Genomic DNA, 18899 nt, shown 5'->3' on the forward strand with positions numbered 1-18899 from the left:
TCAAAAAGCAGCCTTGTTGAGCTTATGCTTTAAGAAATTTGTGTACTATATTAAATAGACCGCATCCATAGGAGGGAATCTTAGTGATTTCAGTTAACGATTTTAAAACAGGTTTGACCGTAGAAGTAGATGGCGATATTTTCACCGTATTGGATTTCCAGCATGTTAAGCCGGGTAAAGGCGCCGCTTTCGTACGTTCCAAATTGAAAAACCTTCGCAACGGCAACACCGTGGAGAAGACGTTCCGTGCAGGCGAAACGATTGGCCGCGCCATCATCGACAACCGTGGCGTTCAGTATCTCTATGCCAGCGGTCAAGAGCATGTTTTCATGGACAACGAAACTTACGACCAGTTCAGCTTGACCAGCGAGCAGCTGGAATGGGAGCTTAACTTTCTGAGAGAGAACATGAACGTTAACATTATCAGCTACCAAGGCGAGATCCTCGGGATCAACCTGCCTAACAGCGTCGAGCTGAAGGTCGTTGAGACCGAGCCGGGTATCAAAGGCAACACGGCTACCGGCGCTACGAAGAACGCCAAAGTGGAAACCGGCCTCAATGTACAAGTACCGCTGTTCATTAACGAAGACGATGTGCTTCTGATCGATACACGCGAAGGTAAATACATTTCCCGTGCATAACATGCAATAAGCGGGACCCTTCAACGATGGACGGGGTGCCAATATCTTCTAAACCAACGCGACTCCTGTACGAATGTACGGGAGTTTTTTGCAATAAGCGGGCTCGGCGTCCTAAGTCTGTTTTCTTTTTGCCTTGAAAAGCCTTGACGGGGTGACTCACTTTCGTATTATACTGTTTTAAAGTGAGAAACCACCTGAGCACTGTTACATACCGATATTAGTGGGGAGTGAAAGAAGCATTGTCACTGTACGTCATGAAATTCGGAGGCAGCTCTGTAGGGGATACAGAACGCATGAAGCGCGTTGCCAGAAGAATTGTAGAGAAACAAGATGAAGGCCATCAATGTGTGGTCGTGGTGTCTGCCATGGGGGATACGACGGACGATTTGATTGACCAGGCAAAGCTGTTAAACGAGAATCCACCGGCACGGGAAATGGATATGCTGATGACCACGGGGGAGCAGATATCCATCTCGCTGCTATCCATGGCGATTCACGGTCTTGGACGCAAGGCAGTGTCCTTGACCGGCTGGCAGGCGGGATTCCGCACGGAAGCCGTCCATGGTAAAGCCCGCATTACAGATATAAAGCCTGAGCGCGTGCACAAAGCGCTTGGCGAAGGAAATGTCGTCATTGTCGCGGGATTCCAGGGCATGTCCGAAGACGGAGAGATTACAACGCTTGGACGCGGGGGCTCAGATACCACCGCGGTAGCTCTTGCGGCTGCCATTCAAGCGGATGTATGTGAAATATATACGGATGTGGACGGGATATACTCCACGGATCCGCGGGTAGTCAAATGCGCGCGGAAACTGAAGGAGATTTCCTATGACGAGATGCTCGAGCTTGCCAATCTTGGCGCGGCTGTTCTTCACCCGCGTGCGGTCGAGTATGCGAAGCATAATCAAGTCAAGCTTGTCGTCAGATCCAGCTTTAATCATAACGAGGGTACGGTTGTTAAGGAGGAAACAAGCATGGAACAAGGTGTGGTTGTCAGCGGAATTGCATTCGACAAGAATGTAGCGAGAATCAGTATTCTGGGCGTAGCCGATACGCCGGGCGTTCTGGCCCAAGTGTTCGGAGAGCTTGCAAAAGAATCGATTGACGTTGATATCATCGTGCAGAGCGGCGTTCAGAACGGCGAAGCGGACTTTTCCTTTACGGTGTCCCTGGCGGATCGGGAGCGTGCGTTGTCCGTGATCGAACACATTCGCGGCAAGCTGCCGTATCGCGACGTTACCTCGGAAGACCATCTTGTGAAAGTATCGATTGTCGGCGCGGGCATGGTCAGCCATCCCGGCGTGGCGGCACAAATGTTTGACGTGATCTCCCGGCAGGGGGTCAGCATCAAAATGGTCAGCACGTCCGAGATCAAAGTATCCTGCGTCATCGAGGGAAGCAATCTCGAAGGGGTCGTGCAGGCGCTTCATACCGCGTACGGACTGGATACGGATCAACAGGCTTCCGTAGGCGGACCGCAGGTTCGCCGATAACAGGATTCAACCGTCATCATCGATATTAATAGAGTTAATCCCGGTCATTTATGACCGGGATTTTTTGTGCTGTCCGAAAGATTCGAAGTTCCTTTCTATGAAATTGAAAAAATAGAGATAAAACGAGAGGGCCCCGCATATTTTTAATCATCACACATGTGAAGAAGGAAGAAGGAAGAGGGAGGATATATCGCATGCTGGACAAGTTTGTCGCAAGTATGGCAACGCTTCGGATTTTCTCGGGCAGCCTTGAGATCGTCGCGGCCATCATCATGCTGCGCCTGAACCAAGTCGATAAAGCGCTTGCCGTGAATTCGGCATTGGCGTTTACGGGTCCGCTCATTTTGATTTTGACCACAACCATCGGTCTGGTGGGAATGGCAGATAAATTGTCATGGGGGAAGATCGGCTGGATATTGTGCGGCGTCTCCTGTCTCTTATACGGGGTTTTAAAAAAATGATAGATTCGCTGCATATTTTTCAGGTACAAGCATACACATGGGATATGAAGTTCTCTTATTAGAAGATGATCACAAAGGACAACCTGGGGGAAATTGATATGACATTGAATTGGTTAGACCTGTTTCCCGAAACCGTAAAACGCATGCTGCTGAACCTATCGAAAGAGCTTCTCGAACATGTGGAGGAGGTACGGATCCGGGAAGAGCGTCCGCTGGAGATCAATTCGGCGGGCAAGCATCATTTCCTGGACAGGCGAGGCGGACTCACCTTGCGGCCTGAAGAAGCGTATAAGCCGACGCGTGAAGATACCCATAGGCTGCTGGACCTTATCAGCAATCATTCCCTCTACACCATGGAAGAAGAGCTGCGAAAGGGGTTTATCACCATACCAGGGGGCCATCGGGTCGGGCTTACGGGCCGGACGGTGCTGAGCGGCGGCAGGGTGGAGCACATCCGGGATATCAGCGGATTTAATGTCCGGATAGCCAAGGAAATACAGGGAGCGGCGGACGACATCCTTCCTCATCTGCTTGACCGGAAACGGAAAAGGGTGATGCACTCGCTGATCTTATCTCCGCCCCAGCAAGGCAAAACGACGCTGCTCAGAGACCTGGCTAGACAGATCAGCTACGGCAAGTGGGGAAACTCGTCCGTGCATTGGCCGGGTATGAAGGTGGGCATCATCGACGAGCGTTCCGAGATCGCGGGTTGTTTGCGCGGCGTACCCGGATTCGATGTCGGCCCTCGCACGGACGTAATGGATGGCTGTCCGAAAGCCGAAGGGATGATGATGATGATCCGTTCGATGTCTCCGGACGTGCTCATTGTGGACGAGATCGGCCGGCCGGAGGATGCGGAAGCGGTTATTGAGGCTTTGCATGCCGGCATCAGCGTGATTGCAACGGCGCATGGCTCATCCGTTCAGGACATGCGGGGCCGGCCCGCCCTCTCGGGACTTCTGGAGAACCGGATGTTTGAAATGTATGCGGTTCTTAACCGAGCGGGCGACCACCGATCATACAAGCTGTATGACGGAGGCCAGCGAACGCTTCAGACGGCTATCAGCGGCCAGCCGGGAGGTGATGCCTATGCTTAAACTGGTCGGGGCCGTGCTCGTACTGGGTGCAGGAACCTTAGCCGGATTCTACCAAGCCCAGCAATTCGCAGCAAGACCCAGACAGCTGCGAGAACTTATTCTCGCGCTTCAACGGCTGGAGACGGAAATCAGCTACGGCTTTACGCCGCTGCCCGACGCGCTGGAGCGAATCGGCGTTTCCCTTCGTGAACCGCTCAAATCCTTGTTGGCCACCGCAGCGCTTTACATGAGACCCGATTACGGGTTATCCGCACAAGACAGCATCCGCAAGGCGCTTGGCGAATATTGGAGACGAACCTCGATGAAAAGTGCCGAGCGTGAGGTGTTGGAACAGCTAAGCGGCGTACTTGGCACCAGTGACAGACAGGACCAGATCAAACATATCGCTCTGGCCGTGGGACAGCTCAAGCATGAAGAAGCAGCTGCAAGGGATGACCAGGTCAAATATGAAAAAATGAGCAAGAGTCTGGGACTGCTCATTGGAGCATTGATCGTCATATTGATCTTTTAGCGAGGTGCCAAGGGAAATGAACATTGAAGTGAACGCGATCTTCCAGATTGCCGGTATTGGCATCATCATTGCCATGATTCATACCGTCCTGAAACAGATGGGGAAAGAGGATATGGCGCATTGGGTGACCCTCATCGGGTTCGTGGTTGTATTGTTTATGGTCGTAAGGCTGCTAGACGATTTGCTGAAGGAAATCAAAAGTATTTTTCTATTCCAGTAGGTGGACATTTATGGAAATTATCCAGGTGGTAGGACTCGGCATCATCGCTACCGTGCTGATCTTGATTGTCAAGGAACAGAAACCGCTCTTTGCCTTTCTTCTCGCCGTGGCGACATCGCTCCTCATCTTCCTGTTCCTGATCGGAAAGATCGGTAATGTCATATCCATGCTGGAAGATCTGGCGGAGAATTCCGGCGTTCAGATCATCTATCTGAAGACGGTTCTGAAAATCATCGGAATCGCCTATATCGCGGAGATGGGGGCACAGATCGTTCGAGATGCCGGACAGGAATCGATCGCATCCAAAATAGAATTGGCGGGAAAAGTGCTCATATTGGTGCTCGCTGTACCGATTATCGGGATCATCATCGAGACGGTCCTGAAGCTCCTCCCGGCTTGAAAAAAGGTGGGGGACATGGTGACAGGAGCAACACTTCGAAGAGGCTTGGCCGTGTTTTGCCTACTCATCCCGATGCTGTTGCTGTCCGGATGGTTCTGCGGGACGATCGGTGCGACCGCAGCCGCCAATTCGGCCGATGAATGGGTCGAGCAGCAGACGCAGCAGCTGCCAACGGATCAGGTCGAGAAATACTGGGACCGGCTCATGAAGGATTACGGCGGGTTCTTCCCGGATGGCAGGACGCCCTCCCTGATGGATATGCTGCTGCCGGGCAGCGACGGGCTGAGCTTCAAAGGGGTTATGTCCGGTATCGGAAAATATCTGTGGCACGAGGTGCTCTATAACGGCAAGCTGCTGGCGACCATCGTCATGCTGAGCATTATGAGCTTGATTCTAGAGAACCTGCAGACGGCCTTCGAAAAAAGCACCGTGAGCCGGGTAGCCTATACGATCTGTTACATGGTTGTCCTGGTCATCGCGGTCAACAGCTTCAGCATCGCGATCGGATATGCGCGGGACGCCATCACCCAAATGATCGATTTCATGATGGCCATGCTTCCTTTGCTCTTTGCGCTGATGGCCTCGATGGGCAATGTCGTCACCGTCTCGGTGGCCCATCCGCTGGTCATATTCATGGTACATACGGTAGGCACGCTGATCAGCACGATTGTGTTCCCGCTTCTATTCTTCTCGGCTCTGCTGCATCTGGTTAGCTCCTTATCCGAAAAGTACAAGCTGACCCAGCTTGGGAATCTGCTGCGCGGGATCTCGATGGGCGTCCTGGGTGTGCTGCTTACCGTGTTCCTGGGAGTTATCTCCGTTCAAGGGCTGACCAGCTCGGTTACGGATGGCGTAACCATCCGGGCAGCCAAATACGTAACCGGCAATTTCGTTCCGGTAGTCGGCAAGATGTTCGCAGATGCGACGGATACCGTAATCTCGGCTTCGCTGCTAGTTAAGAACTCCATCGGGCTGGCGGGAGTCATCATCATTTTGTTCCTTTGCGCATTTCCTGCGATCAAGATCTTGACGCTTGCCTTGATATATAACGTCGCGGCGGCCGTCATGCAGCCGCTCGGCGATACCCCGATCGGCACCTGCCTCCAAACGATCGGTAAGACGATGCTGTACGTTTTCGCGGCCTTGGCCGCGGTGAGCTTGATGTTCTTTCTCGCCATAACGATACTGCTCACGGCTGCCAACATCACCGTCATGATGAGGTGAGGCAGATGATACGCGGCGCCAAAGCTTAGGAGGTATGACGAATGGACTGGCTTGGAGATTGGCTGAAAAGCGTCATCATGGTGGTTCTCTTTGCGGCCTTCGTTGATTTGATCCTGCCCGGGAAGGCGCTTGAACGCTACGCCAGGCTAGTCCTGAGCTTGTTGATACTGCTCACGCTGCTCAGTCCCATCATTACATTAATTACAGATCCGCCGGAGAACCAGCTGGCGATGGAACTGGAGCGGCAGGAGAAGGGGCTGCCGGAGGAAATTCAGCTGGAGCATATCATGGCCCAGGCCGAAAAGCTCAAGGATACGCAGCAGAGTCAAAGCCTGCAATGGGCTGGCAATGAATTAGCCAAGGTGATGAAAGAAGAGATCGCGGCTGAAACGGGGGAAGCCGTTCAAGAGGTCAAGGTGGTGCTGGCCGCGGTTGCCGGGCAGGGCAAGGAATATGCCGGCGCTGCGATACGCTCCGTTGACGTAAGGCTGGCTGGGGATGAGCCGGCGGATGCAGAAGTAGGGGAAGACGATAGAAGTCCCATCGGCGTAACGCCGGTGGATTCCGTTCAGGTGAACGTGGATTCCATGGCAGAGGAGAAGGATGGGAAGGCGGCAGTAAAAGAAAACGCAGAGGCAGTCAGCAAAGCTCAGGAAGCCAGAGCAGAACCGGTTCGGGACTACATTAGCCGCAGGTGGGATTTGGAGCCGGAGCTGATCACGATATATGCACCGGGGCAGGATCAGGATAACAAGCTGTAGCGGAGGTGAGGATGATGGGAAATTGGTTGAAGCGGTTGGAGCAGTGGCTTGGCGGAGGAGCCGGCGGTGCTAGGAAGATGCAGACCTTCAGGTGGCTGATCATTCTTGGCCTGATCGGCGTCGCGATCATGCTGTTCAACTCCTTCGTCAATGTCAAGAAGCTGGATCATGAGAATATCGGCCGCGAACCGCCGCCGGACACCGCCGCGGTCTCAACAACCCAGGGAGCTGCGAGCAGCAGCGGCGGCGGTGAATTCGAAAGCATCGAGCAGGATTTCGAAATGCGCACCAAGACCATGCTGGAACAGATCGTTGGCGTCGGGTCCGTGGATGTCATGGTGACCGTGGAATCTACGGAAGAACTGGTGGTGCAGCGAAATATGAAGGATACGCAGGAACTCACGGAAGAAACCGATGCCAACGGGGGAAACGCCATGTCACGAGTTACCAGCGCGACGGCCAGATCGTCACCTATGACTCTTCGGGCGAAGAGACGCCGATCGTCACCAAGAAGATCAAACCTCAGGTCCGCGGCGTGCTCGTCGTAGCCAAGGGGGCCGAGAATGAAGTCGTAAAGAGCTTGATCGTGGATGCGATCCAGCGGGGGCTGAACGTTCCATCTTATCGTATATCCGTTGTCCCTCGCAAACAGTAATAAACGAAGTCCTGCGGATGATCCGATCATTCGTGCCACAGGTTTTCAATTAAAGGAGGAAAAGTTCAAATGAATAACAAAAGACAAACCATATGGTTAGTATCCATGCTTAGTTTAATGGTCATCCTGTCCGCCTACTACTTGTTCACGGACGATTCGGGAACGAAAGCGCCGCCGGTTGCCGAGAGCACGCAGGTGGACGGTCAGAAGCCCGGCGCAGGACAGGAAGCCAATGGAACCGCAGGCGACGAGCTGGTTGTGAACGAAGTTCTCGAAGAAGGCACGGACGGAGATTCGGGAGCCAACGAGCAAGGGACCGGAACGACGGATACGGGCGTAACCGGCACGGAGGATCCTGCAGAGGCAACGCAAGGTGAGCAGGATGACCAAGGGAAAGCGGCCGGAGAAGCGGATAAGCCGCAAGAACCGGAAGTGAAGGAATCCACGGATGGAGCCGATAAATCCAAAGACGCCAGCAGCACCGGCAAGGACGAAGCAGAGACTTCCAAGGACACCAGCAGCACGAGCGGCGAAAAATCGGATAAAGAAGTGCTGGAGGAAGTGGCAGCGAACGCAACGTCTGCAATCGCACAGCTGGATTCCTATAAACTGGACCGCGCACAAAAAAATAATAAATTATACGATGAATTAATGACAAAAATCGACAACCATGAAAATAAACCGGAAGAAACAGCGCAAGCTACCCAGCAGCTGAAAGCGGCGGAAGCGAAAGAGGAAGTCATTCTCAGCATCGAGGAAACCCTGCAGCAGCAATTCGGCAACGCCGTAGTAAAGGAAGAGAGCGAGAAATATAATGTGGTCGTTCTGAGCGAGAAACTCGATGCCAAAGGCGCGGCGGACATCGTCAGTCTTGTGATGAAGGAATTGAAGGTTTCGCCTGATAAAGTAACCGTCCAATATGTTGCGCCATAAACTTGTCCGCAGATTTCAACATAAACCACGGATATACGATAAACCCGAAAGAGTCTAAGGATTGCCTTGGGCTCTTTCTATTTCGCTCGATTGTGATATAATACTCTAAGCTATTGACTGACTGTCCTAAGCAAGGGCTTCCAAGAAAGTGAAGGAGTGAACGTCGATCATGTTTAAATTAAACGAAATTAAGGAACTTATTAAGCTGGTGGATCAAACTTCCGTGCATGAACTGGAGATTGAGAGCGAAGGTACACGCTTATCCATTAAGAAACCCAATGCAGCCGAGGTCGTTAACAACTATCAGGCCGCGCCGCAAGCGTACATACCGGCTCAGCAAGTGATGGCACCGCAGATCGTACAGCCGAATACGGGGAATCAAGCTCCTGCAGCGGCACCTCAGCAGGATTCAGCGGAGGATAGCAACAGCTCATTACATAAAATCGTATCACCGATGGTAGGAACCTTCTACCGTTCCCCATCGCCTGAGGCTGGACCGTTTGTAAGCCCGGGGGACAAGGTGACGGAGAAATCGACGGTCTGCATCATCGAGGCCATGAAGCTGATGAATGAACTGGAAGCAGAGATCAAGGGCGAAATCGTTGAGGTTCTCGCGCAGAACGGTCAGCTTGTAGAATTCGGGCAGCCTCTGTTCCTGGTGAAGCCGGAGTAATATGGAGGGACTCGCCAAGAACGAGAGACGTATGAGTCCGAAGGAGGTTACTGCATGACATTTCAAAAAGTGCTTATCGCGAACCGCGGAGAGATAGCCGTCCGTATCATCCGGGCTTGCCGGGAGCTTGGCATCGCAACCGTTGCCGTATACTCGGAGCCGGACCGGGAATCTCTTCATGTTCGCTTGGCGGACGAGGCCTATTGCATCGGCCCTACATTATCGAAAGACAGCTATTTGAATTTCACCAATATTATGAGCGTGGCTACGCTGACCGAGTGTGACGCGATTCACCCCGGTTACGGCTTTTTGGCCGAGAACGCGGATTTCGCGGAGATCTGTGAATCCTGCAACATTACCTTTATCGGCCCTTCCGCTGACGCGATCAACCGCATGGGCGACAAGGCAGTGGCGAAGCAAACGATGAAGGATGCGGGGGTTCCGGTTATTCCCGGGTCCGACGGATTGGTCGAGGATCTGGACGAGGCCGTCATGCTCGCACGCGACATCGGTTACCCGGTCATTATCAAAGCGACCGCAGGCGGCGGAGGTAAGGGGATTCGAATCGCCGAGGATGAGGAATCGCTGATCAAACAGATTACGAACGCGCAGCAGGAAGCCCAGAAGGCTTTCGGCAATGCTGGCGTGTATCTTGAAAAATATCTAACCGGCATGAAGCACGTGGAGATTCAGATTATCGCCGATAAACACGGCAACGCCGTGCATCTCGGGGAGCGTGACTGTTCCGTGCAGCGCCGGAGACAGAAGCTGGTTGAAGAAGCTCCTTGTCCGGTGCTAAGTGAAGAGGTACGCAGCCGAATGGGTGAAGCCGCCGTTCGCGCGGCAAAAGCGGTAAACTACTCCGGTGCCGGCACGCTTGAATTTTTGCTGGGCCAGGACGGACAGTTCTACTTCATGGAGATGAACACGCGGATTCAGGTGGAGCATCCGGTAACGGAGATGGTAACCGGCGTGGACCTGATTCAGGAAATGATCTCCGTTGCTGAAGGCAACACGCTTTCCTTCAGTCAAGAGGATGTCGTCATTAACGGCTGGTCTATCGAGTGCCGGATCAATGCCGAGAATCCGGACAAGGGCTTCATGCCTGCACCGGGAACCATTCAATTCTATTTGCCTCCGGGCGGTCCTGGCGTGCGGGTGGACAGCGCGGCATATCCCGGGTACACGATTTCGCCTTATTACGATTCGATGATTGCCAAGCTCATTGTATGGGCGCCGACCCGCGATGAAGCGATCGCGAAGATGAAACGCGCTTTGGCTGAATTCGAGATTGAAGGGATCTATTCGACCATCCCGTTCCATCAGAAACTGCTGAAGCATCCTACCTTCTTGAAGGGCGACTTCGATATTAAGTTTTTGGAAGAAAATGAGATTTAAAACCTTTGGCCAAGTTTGTCATAAACTTGGCCAAATGGTATAGTATGAGTAATAAGAGCGCATGCGTTATGCAGTTCGGGTGCATCCGCTAACTTATTCTGAAAGGTGTGTTGAGACAATGGCGGAAACTTTGCCTACAGAATTTGAACGTACAGATATCGGTGAGATTCAGATTGCACCGGAAGTAATTGAAGTCATCGCCGGACTCGCTACGGTCGAGGTACGCGGTGTTGCGGGGATGAGCGGAGGCTTTGCAGGCGGCATTGCGGAGCTGCTCGGACGCAAGAATTTATCCAAGGGCGTTAAAGTTGAAGTCGGACAACGGGAAGCTGCCGTTGACGTATCCGTCATCGTGGAATATGGCCATCGTCTTCCGGAAGTTGCCGGGGAAATCCAGCGCAACGTGAAACGTTCGATTGAGAATATGACAGGGCTTACGGTGATTGAAGTCAATGTACATATTCATGACGTCCATTTCATGAAATCCGTGGAGAAGACGGAAGAATTGGATTTGGCTCAACGCGTCAAATAGAATAGTTTCAGGCTAGCCCTGGGCAGCGATGTCGAGGGTTTAATCTAATTTAAGGAGGCTGTGCTGAATCGTGGCCAAAATCATGGACAGACTTTTGCTGTTTATCTACAGCTTAAGTATCGGTGTTATATCCGTAGTTGCCATCCTCCTGTTGAGTGGCGCTGTTCCTTACGAATTAACGAATGTTCAGGAACAACGCCTTTTCTGGGCTGGAATTATCGTAGCTGCGGTTTTGTTTTTGCTGAGCATCCGTTTTTTCTACATCTCCGTCAGGCGCGATCGCTCGAACCTGAACTCCATCGATCAGCGAACGGAATTCGGCGATATCCAAATCTCCGTGGAGACGATCGAGAATCTCTGCTTGAAGGCGGCTTCGCGCGTCCGCGGAGTGAAGGATCTGAAATCGCGGATCAAGGTATCCCAGTCGGGTCTTGAAATTGCGATTCGCGCCGTGGTTGATGGCGAGGAATCCATTCCTACACTGACTACCGAAGTGCAGAAGCAGGTGCACGACTTCGTTGAAGATACAACAGGAATACCCGTATCATCCGTATCCGTATATATTGCTAACGTGGTTCAGGCACCAAGCTTCAAGAGCCGCGTGGAATAGAGGTGAGCTTCCCAGATGCCTTGGAAAGAAATATGGGAGAGTCACAGAGGAAGAATTGCCGGGGTGGCCGGCGGGCTTGTGTGCGGACTGATTTATTTATTATCCGGTTTTTGGGATATGCTGTTCTTTGCATTAGTGGTATTTATCGGCTATATTTTTGGCAAGCGCAAGGATCTGAACCAGGGCTCCATCTTCCACTTTCAGGAATGGGGACGTTGGCTTTCCGAGCGCTGGCGGCCGTTTAAATGAACCCTGTGATATGCTTTCTCCGGAAAAAATGCTGAGGACAGGTGTAGTGCGCCTTTTTTGCGGAGAGAGATATTCACAGGTTTTTTTTTGGCGTTTAATTGTTGTCAAGTCTTGACGGCAAATGGATCATACTAATTAGAAAAATGGATTCGGCAGGGTCCACAGGAGGAACATAATGAAAAGACGTGTAGCTAGAGAGATTGTCGTTCAGAGCCTTTACCAGATGGAGATGAACGAAGTCGACAGCATGGAAGCCGTGTCGATGCTGCTCTCCGAAGCGGCCGAAGAGAATGAGACCGAGCGGGTCATTGGCGATGAGGTTCAAATGAAGGAATATGTGCTGCAGCTGGTCAACGGAACATGGGAATCCAAGGATTCGATTGACGATCTCCTCGCTCATTATTTGAAAGGCTGGCAGGTAAGCCGTCTTTCCCGCGTGGATCGTCAAATCCTGCGACTGGCCGTGTACGAGCTGACTTATCGCGATGACGTGCCCGGGAAAGTGGCGGTTAACGAAGCGATCGAACTGTCCAAGCATTTCGGAACCGAGGAATCGGGCAAGTTCGTCAACGGCGTACTGGGCCGGATGATTCAAGAGCTGGATCAAGTCAAGGTGAAGCTGCGTCATTCCTAAATCTGCACGCATGTTCATGCCCAGCTCGAAACGTAATGATTCAATCATAATGGAGGAGAGATCAGGATGACAGAAGCAACGATTATTAGCGGAAAACAGATTTCGGAAGAAATTCGCAAGGGGATTGCGTTAGAAGTAGAACAATTGTCCAAGCAGAATGTTCGTCCTGGTTTGGCTGTTGTACTTGTAGGAGATGATCCGGCTTCGCATGTCTACGTTCGCAACAAGGAGAAAGCGTGCCACGATCTGGGCTTTTATTCCGAGGTGCATCGTCTGCCCGCGGATTCCAGCCAGAACGAAGTGCTCGCGCTTGTGGACAAGCTCAATGCCCAGGAATCCATCCATGGGATCCTGGTCCAGCTACCTTTGCCTAAACACATCGAGGAAAAGGCCGTCATCGATGCGATTGCGGTGGAGAAGGACGTGGATGGTTTCCACCCGGTTAATGTGGGTAACCTCGTAATAGGCGATGACAGTCTCCTGCCATGCACGCCGGCCGGCGTGATTGAAATGATCAAGCGGACAGGCATTGAGATTGCAGGCAAACATGCGGTCGTGATCGGGAGATCCAATATCGTCGGCAAACCGGTATCTCTTCTTCTTCAGCGCGAGAACGCGACCGTTACGATGTGCCACTCCAAAACGGGGAATATGGCGGAAATCGCCCGTCAAGCGGACATCCTGGTCGTGGCGATCGGCCGAGCGAACATGATTGATGCCAGCTACGTGAAACCCGGTGCCGTCGTTATCGATGTCGGCATGAACCGCCTGGAGAACGGAAAGCTTGCCGGGGACGTTGACTTTGAGAGCGTGAAGGCAGTGTCCGGCCCGATTACTCCGGTTCCCGGAGGCGTGGGACCGATGACCATCACGATGCTCATGCAGAATACACTGATAGCCGCCAAAAGGCTGAGTGGGCTGGCCTGACATGAAGACGGCCGATCCAGGACGAGTATTATCCGTTAAGGATTTAAACCGATATATTCGCATGAAGATGGAAGGCGACTCCAGGCTATCCGACGTATGGATCCGTGGCGAGATATCGAATTTTACCCATCATTCCAGCGGACATATGTATTTTACCTTAAAGGATGAAGGCAGCCGGATCCGTGCGATCATGTTTGCGACTCATAACCAGAGGCTGCCTTTTATCCCCAAGGAAGGGTCGCGAGTCATAGCGCGGGGCAATGTGTCGGTGTATGAACGGGATGGTCAGTACCAATTCTATGCCGTCCAAATGCAGCCGGACGGCATCGGCAGCTTGTACCTCGCTTATGAACAGCTGAAGTCGAAGCTGGAGGAAGAGGGCTTGTTTGCTGCCGATCGCAAGCGGCCGCTGCCGCGCTATCCCAAGACGATCGGCGTGATCACGTCGCCAACGGGGGCTGCCGTGCGGGATATCATGATTACGATCCGGAGGCGCTATCCTCAGGCGAACGCCATTTTGTATCCGGTGCTGGTTCAAGGCAAAGGGGCTGCGCCTTCGATCGTCAAGGCCATTCGGACGATGAACGACATGGCAGAGGCTGATGTGCTAATCGTTGGGCGCGGAGGCGGATCGCTGGAAGAACTCTGGGCGTTTAATGAAGAGATCGTTGCAAGGGCCATTTATCAATCCCATATTCCAATCGTTTCGGCCGTCGGGCACGAAACGGATTTTACGATCGCCGATTTTGTCGCGGATCTTCGAGCCGCCACGCCAACGGCCGCAGCGGAACTTGCGGTTCCGAGCAGCGCAGAACTGAGAGGGCAGCTTGCCCAAAGACAGCGCCAGCTGAATCAGGGGCTGCAGCAGCGCCTTCAGCGGAGCCGGGAACGTTTGATATCGCTTCAACGGTCCCCGGTCCTGGTACATCCCCGTCGGTATATGCTTCAGCATGCCGAACGGCTGGACATGCTGTCCCAGCGGCTGCAGGGCCACCTGAAATCCAGGCTTTCCCTGGTCCGCCAGCATCAAAAATCGCTGCACCAGGGCCTGATCCGATATAATCCGCGGACTCAAGCGGAGTTCGCCGCCAAAAGGAAAGAGCAGGCCGACCGGCAGTTAATGAATGCGATGCAGTCGATCATGAAGTCCAAGATGTCGCAGCTGCAAACCGAGATGCGTCATCTCGATGCGCTCAGCCCGCTGAAGATCATGTCGAGAGGATACAGTCTCGTGTATGACGAGAAAGAGCAAAAGCTTGTCAAATCGATAGAAGACGTGCAATTAGGTGATTTGGTGAACGTAAGGGTCAACGATGGACAGCTGCAATGTCAAGTGTGGGGAATGAAGGAGGATGAAGAGATTGGCGAATGAAACACTGGAGATCAGCTTCGAAGAAGCGATGGCTCAGCTGGAGACGATAGTTGAGCAGCTGGAAGACGGAGATGTGCCGCTTGAAAAAGCCATCGATTTATTTCAACAAGGCATGAAGCTGTCGCAGATGTGCAGCAAAAAGCTGGAGCAGGTCGAGCAGAAAATCGAAATGATCGTGGAAGAAGGCGGAGAATTGAAGCGGAAGCCATTCGGCGGGACGCTGGATGAGACAGGTGAACTGGGTGAATAACAGACTTACGATCCATCAATATATGAATGAAATTTGTGACAGGCTGGACAGCGAGTTCTCGAATCTTTTTCCGTCAGGCTGGAAAGTTCCTGAAACCCTTTCGCGGTCCATGTCGTATTCTTTAATGGCAGGCGGCAAGCGAATGCGTCCGCTGCTTGTCATTGCGGCATGCGAGGCGGGCGGCGGCAGCCGTGAAGCAGCCGTTCCGGTTGCCTGCGCGGTGGAAATGGTCCATACATATTCCCTTATCCACGATGATCTGCCGGCGATGGACGATGATGATTACCGCCGCGGCAAGCCGACGAATCATAAGGTGTTTGGCGAGGCCAGCGCCATTTTGGCGGGGGATGCCTTGCTCACGCATGCTTTTTACAGCGTCGTCCAGGCTGCCCGAAAGCATGGGGTTCCAGCAGAGCGCGTGCTGTCGATCGTGGAGGATCTTGCGGAGTATGCAGGTCCGCGGGGGATGGTAGGCGGTCAGGTGGCCGACATGGAGGGGGAGCAAGGGATCACGACGTTAGAGCAGCTTGAGTATATTCACCTGCACAAGACCAGTGATCTGATCATGTTCTCGCTGATGGCGGGCGGCCATGTTGCCGGGTGCTCCGACTCCCAGATCGAATCCTTGCGTACCTTCGGGCATCATATCGGCCTTGCTTTTCAGATTCAAGATGATATCCTGGATCTCGTCGGGGATGAGTCCAAGCTCGGGAAGCCAGTACAAAGCGATGTGAAGCAGGAAAAGGTGACCTATCCGTACTTCATCGGTTTGGACGCATCGAGGCATGAAGTCGAGCGACTGACGGCAGAAGCCAAGCGGGTCATTTCCGAAGGGAACTTCGCCGACCCTACAAGGCTGCTGGAGATCGCGGATTTCTTGATGGCCCGGGACCACTAAGCGCGCGCTACATGCAAACGGTTTTTTTGTGATATAATGTCTGTTAATGGCTGAATTACTATCGGCTTAGTAACGTAAACTTAATCAAGGAAAGCGGGGAGATTCTTCGTGCTTCTTCCAAATATCAAACAACCAGAACAACTTAAAAATCTATCGGTGGACGAACTCGAGGATTTAGCGGGACAAATCCGTCATTTTCTAATCGAAAAGCTGTCCGTTACCGGTGGCCATCTTGCACCGAATCTGGGAGTGGTTGAACTCACGCTGGCCTTGCACTATTGCTTTGACAGCCCTCGTGACAAGATGATTTTCGATGTGGGCCATCAAGCCTATGTACACAAGATCTTGACCGGACGGATGGATAAATTCGATACGCTCCGCAAATACAAAGGCTTGTGCGGCTTCGTCAAGCGGTCCGAGAGCGAGCATGATGTCTGGGAAGCCGGTCACAGCAGCACCTCGCTGTCTGCCGCAATGGGCATGGCCATGGCCCGGGATCTGAAAGGCGAAGACAATCGGGTTATCGCCATGATCGGGGACGGAGCCCTTACAGGCGGCATGGCGTTTGAAGCGCTAAACCATATCGGCCACGAGCAGAAGAAGCTCATGGTCATCCTGAATGACAATGAAATGTCGATCGCACCGAATGTCGGTGCTATGCATAACTACTTAAGCAAGATCCGTTCGGACCGTTTTTATCTTCGTGCCAAAGACGAAGTGGAGATGGTCTTGAAGAAAATCCCTGCCATCGGCGGCAAACTCGCGAAAACGGCAGAGAAGATGAAGGACAGCCTTAAATATATGATGGTTCCGGGTGTTTTATTCGAGGAACTTGGTTTTACGTATCTCGGGCCTGTGGACGGACATGATCTGAACAAACTGATCGATACATTGAAGCAGGCGGACAATGTGGATGGTCCCGTGCTGATCCATGCCGTAACTACCAAGGGCAAGGGATATCGTCCAGCCGAATCGGATTCGCATAAATGGCACGGAATCACCCCTTATAAGATTGAATCCGGCCAAGTGCTTAAGGCAGTAGGCAATCCGATGTACACGGAAGTGTTCGGACAGACTTTGGTCGAGCTGGGGGAACAGGATAAACGCATCGTCGCCGTTACGCCGGCGATGCCGGGCGGCTCGGGCCTGATCCCGTTCAGCAAGAAATTTCCGGACCGCATGATCGATGTCGGGATTGCCGAGCAGCACGCGGCAACGCTGTGCGCGGCTCTGGCCATGGAAGGCATGAAACCCGTGTTCGCGGTCTATTCCACGTTCATGCAGCGTGCGTACGACCAAATCGTGCATGATATTTGCCGCCATAACGCCAACGTGATGTTTGCGATTGACCGTGCCGGCTTTGTGGGTGCAGACGGCGAAACGCATCAAGGAGTATACGATGTGGCCTTCATGCGTCATATCCCGAATATCGTCATCATGATGCCAAAAGACGAGAATGAGCTTCGTCACATGATGAAGACGGCGCTTGATTATAATGAAGGACCGATTGCTTACCGTTACCCTCGGAACAATGTGCGCGGCGTTCCGATGGACACTGAGCTGGTGCCCATTCCAATCGGAACCTGGGAAGTCGTCCGTCCCGGCGAAGGGTATGCCATCCTGGCTTCGGGTCCGATGGTTCAGCTGGCCGAAGAAGCGGCGGAGCAGCTCAAACGGGAAGGCATTGCGGTAGAAGTCGTGAATGCCCGTTTCCTTAAACCGCTTGACGGAGATATGCTGGGGAATATGGCGAAGACGGGAACGTCGATGCTGGTTCTGGAGGAAACCTCGCAAGCAGGCAGTTTGGGGAGCGCGGTTCTGGAATATTTTGCAGAGCAGGGAATCCATGATGCGGTCGTATCCTTGATGGGGATCGAAGACCGGTTCATCGAGCATGGAAGCATTCCGCAGCAGCGGGAGGAAGTAGGTCTCACGCTGGAAGGGGTTTGCCAGGAAATCCGGAGCCTGAAGAATGCCCGGACCGCCGTACTCGGCAAAAGAAGTTTTATGTCTTAGTAACGATCGGGAGTATAATATGGATTCATCTCAGAAGGAACGAATTGATGTCCTGCTCGTGGAGCAGGGTTATTATGAGAGCCGCGAAAAAGCAAAAGCCGCGATTATGGCGGGTCTGGTCTATGCCGGAACCGAACGGATCGAGAAAGCCGGCATGAAAATTCCGAGGACGTCCGAATTGAAAGTCAAGGGCTCGGTTCATCCTTATGTCAGCCGAGGCGGACTAAAGCTGGAGAAAGCGATTCGTACGTTCGGCCTCGACATGAAGGGACGCACGATGCTGGATATCGGATCGTCGACAGGCGGTTTTACGGATTGCGCGCTCCAGCATGGGGCCAGTTATGTGTACGCGATCGACGTTGGTTATAACCAGCTGGATTGGTCGCTGCGTAACGATGAACGCGTATGCGTCATGGAGCGAACGAATTTTCGCTATATGACGCCGGAGGACCTGAACGGTCCTCTGCCTGATTTTGCGAGCATCGATGTTTCGTTTATATCGCTTCGCATTATACTGCCGCCTCTCAAGTTGCTGCTGGGTAAACCGGGAGATGTAGCCGCCCTGATCAAACCTCAATTCGAGGCGGGGCGGGAGAAGGTCGGTAAATCCGGGGTGGTTCGGGATCCGAAGGTCCATAAGGACGTTTTAACGCAGGTGCTGACTTTTGCGGACGGCTTTGGATTCAAGCTGAAAAACCTTACGTTCTCTCCGATAACGGGAGGGGAAGGAAATATTGAATTCCTGGCCCACTGGCGATTAGAGCCGGAGGCATCTGAAAGCTCGGAAGAACCGACTCAGGAAGATGGACAAACTTCTGTCCCATTGAGTCAATGGATTGACACCGTCGTTACGCAAGCGGCTCATACATTTACAGGAAACTCATCGAAATGATGGGTTTCTTTTGCTGAAAAAGAGGAATTTATGTTCTCATCCGCGAATACAA

The 18899-nt window shown here is 52.7% G+C and carries 22 protein-coding genes and 1 pseudogene; all 23 read left to right on the forward strand.

Annotation, left to right across the window (positions count from 1 at the left end; translation table 11 throughout):
- Positions 1-83 precede the first annotated feature (83 nt).
- Positions 84-641 (forward strand): elongation factor P, encoded by a 558-nt coding sequence (gene efp / locus P0X86_RS11475; RefSeq protein ID WP_009591242.1) that lies wholly within the window; start codon positions 84-86, stop codon positions 639-641.
- Positions 642-880: 239 nt separating this feature from the next.
- Complete coding sequence (locus P0X86_RS11480; RefSeq protein WP_015734447.1) at positions 881-2134, forward strand: aspartate kinase; 1254 nt, start codon at positions 881-883, stop codon at positions 2132-2134.
- 194 nt (positions 2135-2328) lie between these two features.
- The gene (locus tag P0X86_RS11485) at positions 2329-2595 is read left to right on the forward strand and encodes a YqhV family protein (protein WP_015734448.1); all 267 of its coding nucleotides are present in this window, start codon (positions 2329-2331) and stop codon (positions 2593-2595) included.
- Between the two features lie 98 nt (positions 2596-2693).
- Positions 2694-3692: a stage III sporulation protein AA gene (gene spoIIIAA, locus P0X86_RS11490; protein ID WP_096773227.1), complete on the forward strand. Its 999-nt coding sequence runs from the start codon at positions 2694-2696 to the stop codon at positions 3690-3692.
- Complete coding sequence (gene spoIIIAB / locus P0X86_RS11495) at positions 3685-4203, forward strand: stage III sporulation protein SpoIIIAB (protein ID WP_096773228.1); 519 nt, start codon at positions 3685-3687, stop codon at positions 4201-4203. The genes spoIIIAA and spoIIIAB overlap by 8 nt, the downstream gene beginning before the upstream one ends.
- 16 nt (positions 4204-4219) lie before the next feature.
- A complete protein-coding gene (spoIIIAC, locus tag P0X86_RS11500; RefSeq protein ID WP_007129715.1) occupies positions 4220-4423 on the forward strand; it encodes a stage III sporulation protein AC in 204 nt (67 codons plus the stop codon).
- 10 nt (positions 4424-4433) lie between these two features.
- Positions 4434-4823, forward strand: a complete 390-nt coding sequence (spoIIIAD, locus tag P0X86_RS11505) for a stage III sporulation protein AD (protein ID WP_009591272.1) — start codon at positions 4434-4436, stop codon at positions 4821-4823.
- A gap of 15 nt (positions 4824-4838) precedes the next feature.
- Complete coding sequence (gene spoIIIAE / locus P0X86_RS11510) at positions 4839-6047, forward strand: stage III sporulation protein AE (protein WP_277748540.1); 1209 nt, start codon at positions 4839-4841, stop codon at positions 6045-6047.
- A 41-nt stretch (positions 6048-6088) separates the two neighbouring features.
- Positions 6089-6808: a stage III sporulation protein AF gene (gene spoIIIAF, locus P0X86_RS11515; RefSeq protein ID WP_277748541.1), complete on the forward strand. Its 720-nt coding sequence runs from the start codon at positions 6089-6091 to the stop codon at positions 6806-6808.
- A 14-nt stretch (positions 6809-6822) separates the two neighbouring features.
- A pseudogene (spoIIIAG, locus tag P0X86_RS11520) lies at positions 6823-7463 on the forward strand (stage III sporulation protein AG).
- A gap of 69 nt (positions 7464-7532) precedes the next feature.
- Positions 7533-8396: a SpoIIIAH-like family protein gene (locus P0X86_RS11525; protein WP_096773232.1), complete on the forward strand. Its 864-nt coding sequence runs from the start codon at positions 7533-7535 to the stop codon at positions 8394-8396.
- A gap of 169 nt (positions 8397-8565) precedes the next feature.
- Positions 8566-9069 (forward strand): acetyl-CoA carboxylase biotin carboxyl carrier protein, encoded by a 504-nt coding sequence (gene accB / locus P0X86_RS11530; protein WP_009591273.1) that lies wholly within the window; start codon positions 8566-8568, stop codon positions 9067-9069.
- A 54-nt stretch (positions 9070-9123) separates the two neighbouring features.
- Positions 9124-10467 (forward strand): acetyl-CoA carboxylase biotin carboxylase subunit, encoded by a 1344-nt coding sequence (gene accC / locus P0X86_RS11535; RefSeq protein WP_015734455.1) that lies wholly within the window; start codon positions 9124-9126, stop codon positions 10465-10467.
- Positions 10468-10585: 118 nt separating this feature from the next.
- Complete coding sequence (locus P0X86_RS11540) at positions 10586-10999, forward strand: Asp23/Gls24 family envelope stress response protein (protein WP_009591235.1); 414 nt, start codon at positions 10586-10588, stop codon at positions 10997-10999.
- A gap of 70 nt (positions 11000-11069) precedes the next feature.
- Positions 11070-11609 carry an alkaline shock response membrane anchor protein AmaP gene (amaP, locus tag P0X86_RS11545; RefSeq protein WP_277748542.1) on the forward strand — a complete coding sequence of 180 codons (540 nt, stop codon included), beginning with the start codon at positions 11070-11072 and terminating at the stop codon, positions 11607-11609.
- Positions 11610-11624: 15 nt separating this feature from the next.
- Positions 11625-11858: a DUF2273 domain-containing protein gene (locus P0X86_RS11550; RefSeq protein ID WP_009591264.1), complete on the forward strand. Its 234-nt coding sequence runs from the start codon at positions 11625-11627 to the stop codon at positions 11856-11858.
- A gap of 175 nt (positions 11859-12033) precedes the next feature.
- Positions 12034-12492, forward strand: a complete 459-nt coding sequence (gene nusB / locus P0X86_RS11555; RefSeq protein WP_277748543.1) for a transcription antitermination factor NusB — start codon at positions 12034-12036, stop codon at positions 12490-12492.
- A 66-nt stretch (positions 12493-12558) separates the two neighbouring features.
- Positions 12559-13419 carry a bifunctional methylenetetrahydrofolate dehydrogenase/methenyltetrahydrofolate cyclohydrolase FolD gene (gene folD, locus P0X86_RS11560; RefSeq protein WP_277748544.1) on the forward strand — a complete coding sequence of 287 codons (861 nt, stop codon included), beginning with the start codon at positions 12559-12561 and terminating at the stop codon, positions 13417-13419.
- Position 13420: 1 nt separating this feature from the next.
- Entirely contained in the window at positions 13421-14791 is a 1371-nt protein-coding gene (xseA, locus tag P0X86_RS11565; RefSeq protein ID WP_277748545.1) for an exodeoxyribonuclease VII large subunit, read from the forward strand.
- Positions 14781-15041, forward strand: a complete 261-nt coding sequence (xseB, locus tag P0X86_RS11570; protein ID WP_009591232.1) for an exodeoxyribonuclease VII small subunit — start codon at positions 14781-14783, stop codon at positions 15039-15041. Before xseA ends, xseB begins: the two co-directional genes overlap by 11 nt.
- Positions 15016-15939: a polyprenyl synthetase family protein gene (locus P0X86_RS11575; protein WP_277748546.1), complete on the forward strand. Its 924-nt coding sequence runs from the start codon at positions 15016-15018 to the stop codon at positions 15937-15939. Before xseB ends, P0X86_RS11575 begins: the two co-directional genes overlap by 26 nt.
- 108 nt (positions 15940-16047) lie before the next feature.
- Positions 16048-17955, forward strand: coding sequence for a 1-deoxy-D-xylulose-5-phosphate synthase (dxs, locus tag P0X86_RS11580; protein WP_192572497.1), 1908 nt, complete (start codon positions 16048-16050; stop codon positions 17953-17955).
- A 19-nt stretch (positions 17956-17974) separates the two neighbouring features.
- A complete protein-coding gene (locus tag P0X86_RS11585; RefSeq protein WP_277748547.1) occupies positions 17975-18847 on the forward strand; it encodes a TlyA family RNA methyltransferase in 873 nt (290 codons plus the stop codon).
- The last annotated feature ends 52 nt before the right edge of the window (positions 18848-18899 follow it).

This window comes from Paenibacillus sp. BR1-192, assembly GCF_029542445.1.
Taxonomy (GTDB): domain Bacteria; phylum Bacillota; class Bacilli; order Paenibacillales; family Paenibacillaceae; genus Paenibacillus_AQ; species Paenibacillus_AQ lautus_A.

Bases quoted from the DNA above. Each gene is read 5' to 3' on its own strand.
- P0X86_RS11485 (WP_015734448.1), top strand. From the start codon at position 2,329: ATGCTGGACAAGTTTGTCGCAAGTATGGCAACGCTTCGGATTTTCTCG.
- spoIIIAA (WP_096773227.1), top strand. From the start codon at position 2,694: ATGACATTGAATTGGTTAGACCTGTTTCCCGAAACCGTAAAACGCATG.
- spoIIIAB (WP_096773228.1), top strand. From the start codon at position 3,685: ATGCTTAAACTGGTCGGGGCCGTGCTCGTACTGGGTGCAGGAACCTTA.
- spoIIIAC (WP_007129715.1), top strand. From the start codon at position 4,220: ATGAACATTGAAGTGAACGCGATCTTCCAGATTGCCGGTATTGGCATC.
- spoIIIAD (WP_009591272.1), top strand. From the start codon at position 4,434: ATGGAAATTATCCAGGTGGTAGGACTCGGCATCATCGCTACCGTGCTG.
- spoIIIAE (WP_277748540.1), top strand. From the start codon at position 4,839: ATGGTGACAGGAGCAACACTTCGAAGAGGCTTGGCCGTGTTTTGCCTA.
- spoIIIAF (WP_277748541.1), top strand. From the start codon at position 6,089: ATGGACTGGCTTGGAGATTGGCTGAAAAGCGTCATCATGGTGGTTCTC.
- P0X86_RS11525 (WP_096773232.1), top strand. From the start codon at position 7,533: ATGAATAACAAAAGACAAACCATATGGTTAGTATCCATGCTTAGTTTA.
- accB (WP_009591273.1), top strand. From the start codon at position 8,566: ATGTTTAAATTAAACGAAATTAAGGAACTTATTAAGCTGGTGGATCAA.
- accC (WP_015734455.1), top strand. From the start codon at position 9,124: ATGACATTTCAAAAAGTGCTTATCGCGAACCGCGGAGAGATAGCCGTC.
- P0X86_RS11540 (WP_009591235.1), top strand. From the start codon at position 10,586: ATGGCGGAAACTTTGCCTACAGAATTTGAACGTACAGATATCGGTGAG.
- P0X86_RS11550 (WP_009591264.1), top strand. From the start codon at position 11,625: ATGCCTTGGAAAGAAATATGGGAGAGTCACAGAGGAAGAATTGCCGGG.
- nusB (WP_277748543.1), top strand. From the start codon at position 12,034: ATGAAAAGACGTGTAGCTAGAGAGATTGTCGTTCAGAGCCTTTACCAG.
- folD (WP_277748544.1), top strand. From the start codon at position 12,559: ATGACAGAAGCAACGATTATTAGCGGAAAACAGATTTCGGAAGAAATT.
- xseA (WP_277748545.1), top strand. From the start codon at position 13,421: ATGAAGACGGCCGATCCAGGACGAGTATTATCCGTTAAGGATTTAAAC.
- P0X86_RS11575 (WP_277748546.1), top strand. From the start codon at position 15,016: ATGAGACAGGTGAACTGGGTGAATAACAGACTTACGATCCATCAATAT.
- P0X86_RS11585 (WP_277748547.1), top strand. From the start codon at position 17,975: ATGGATTCATCTCAGAAGGAACGAATTGATGTCCTGCTCGTGGAGCAG.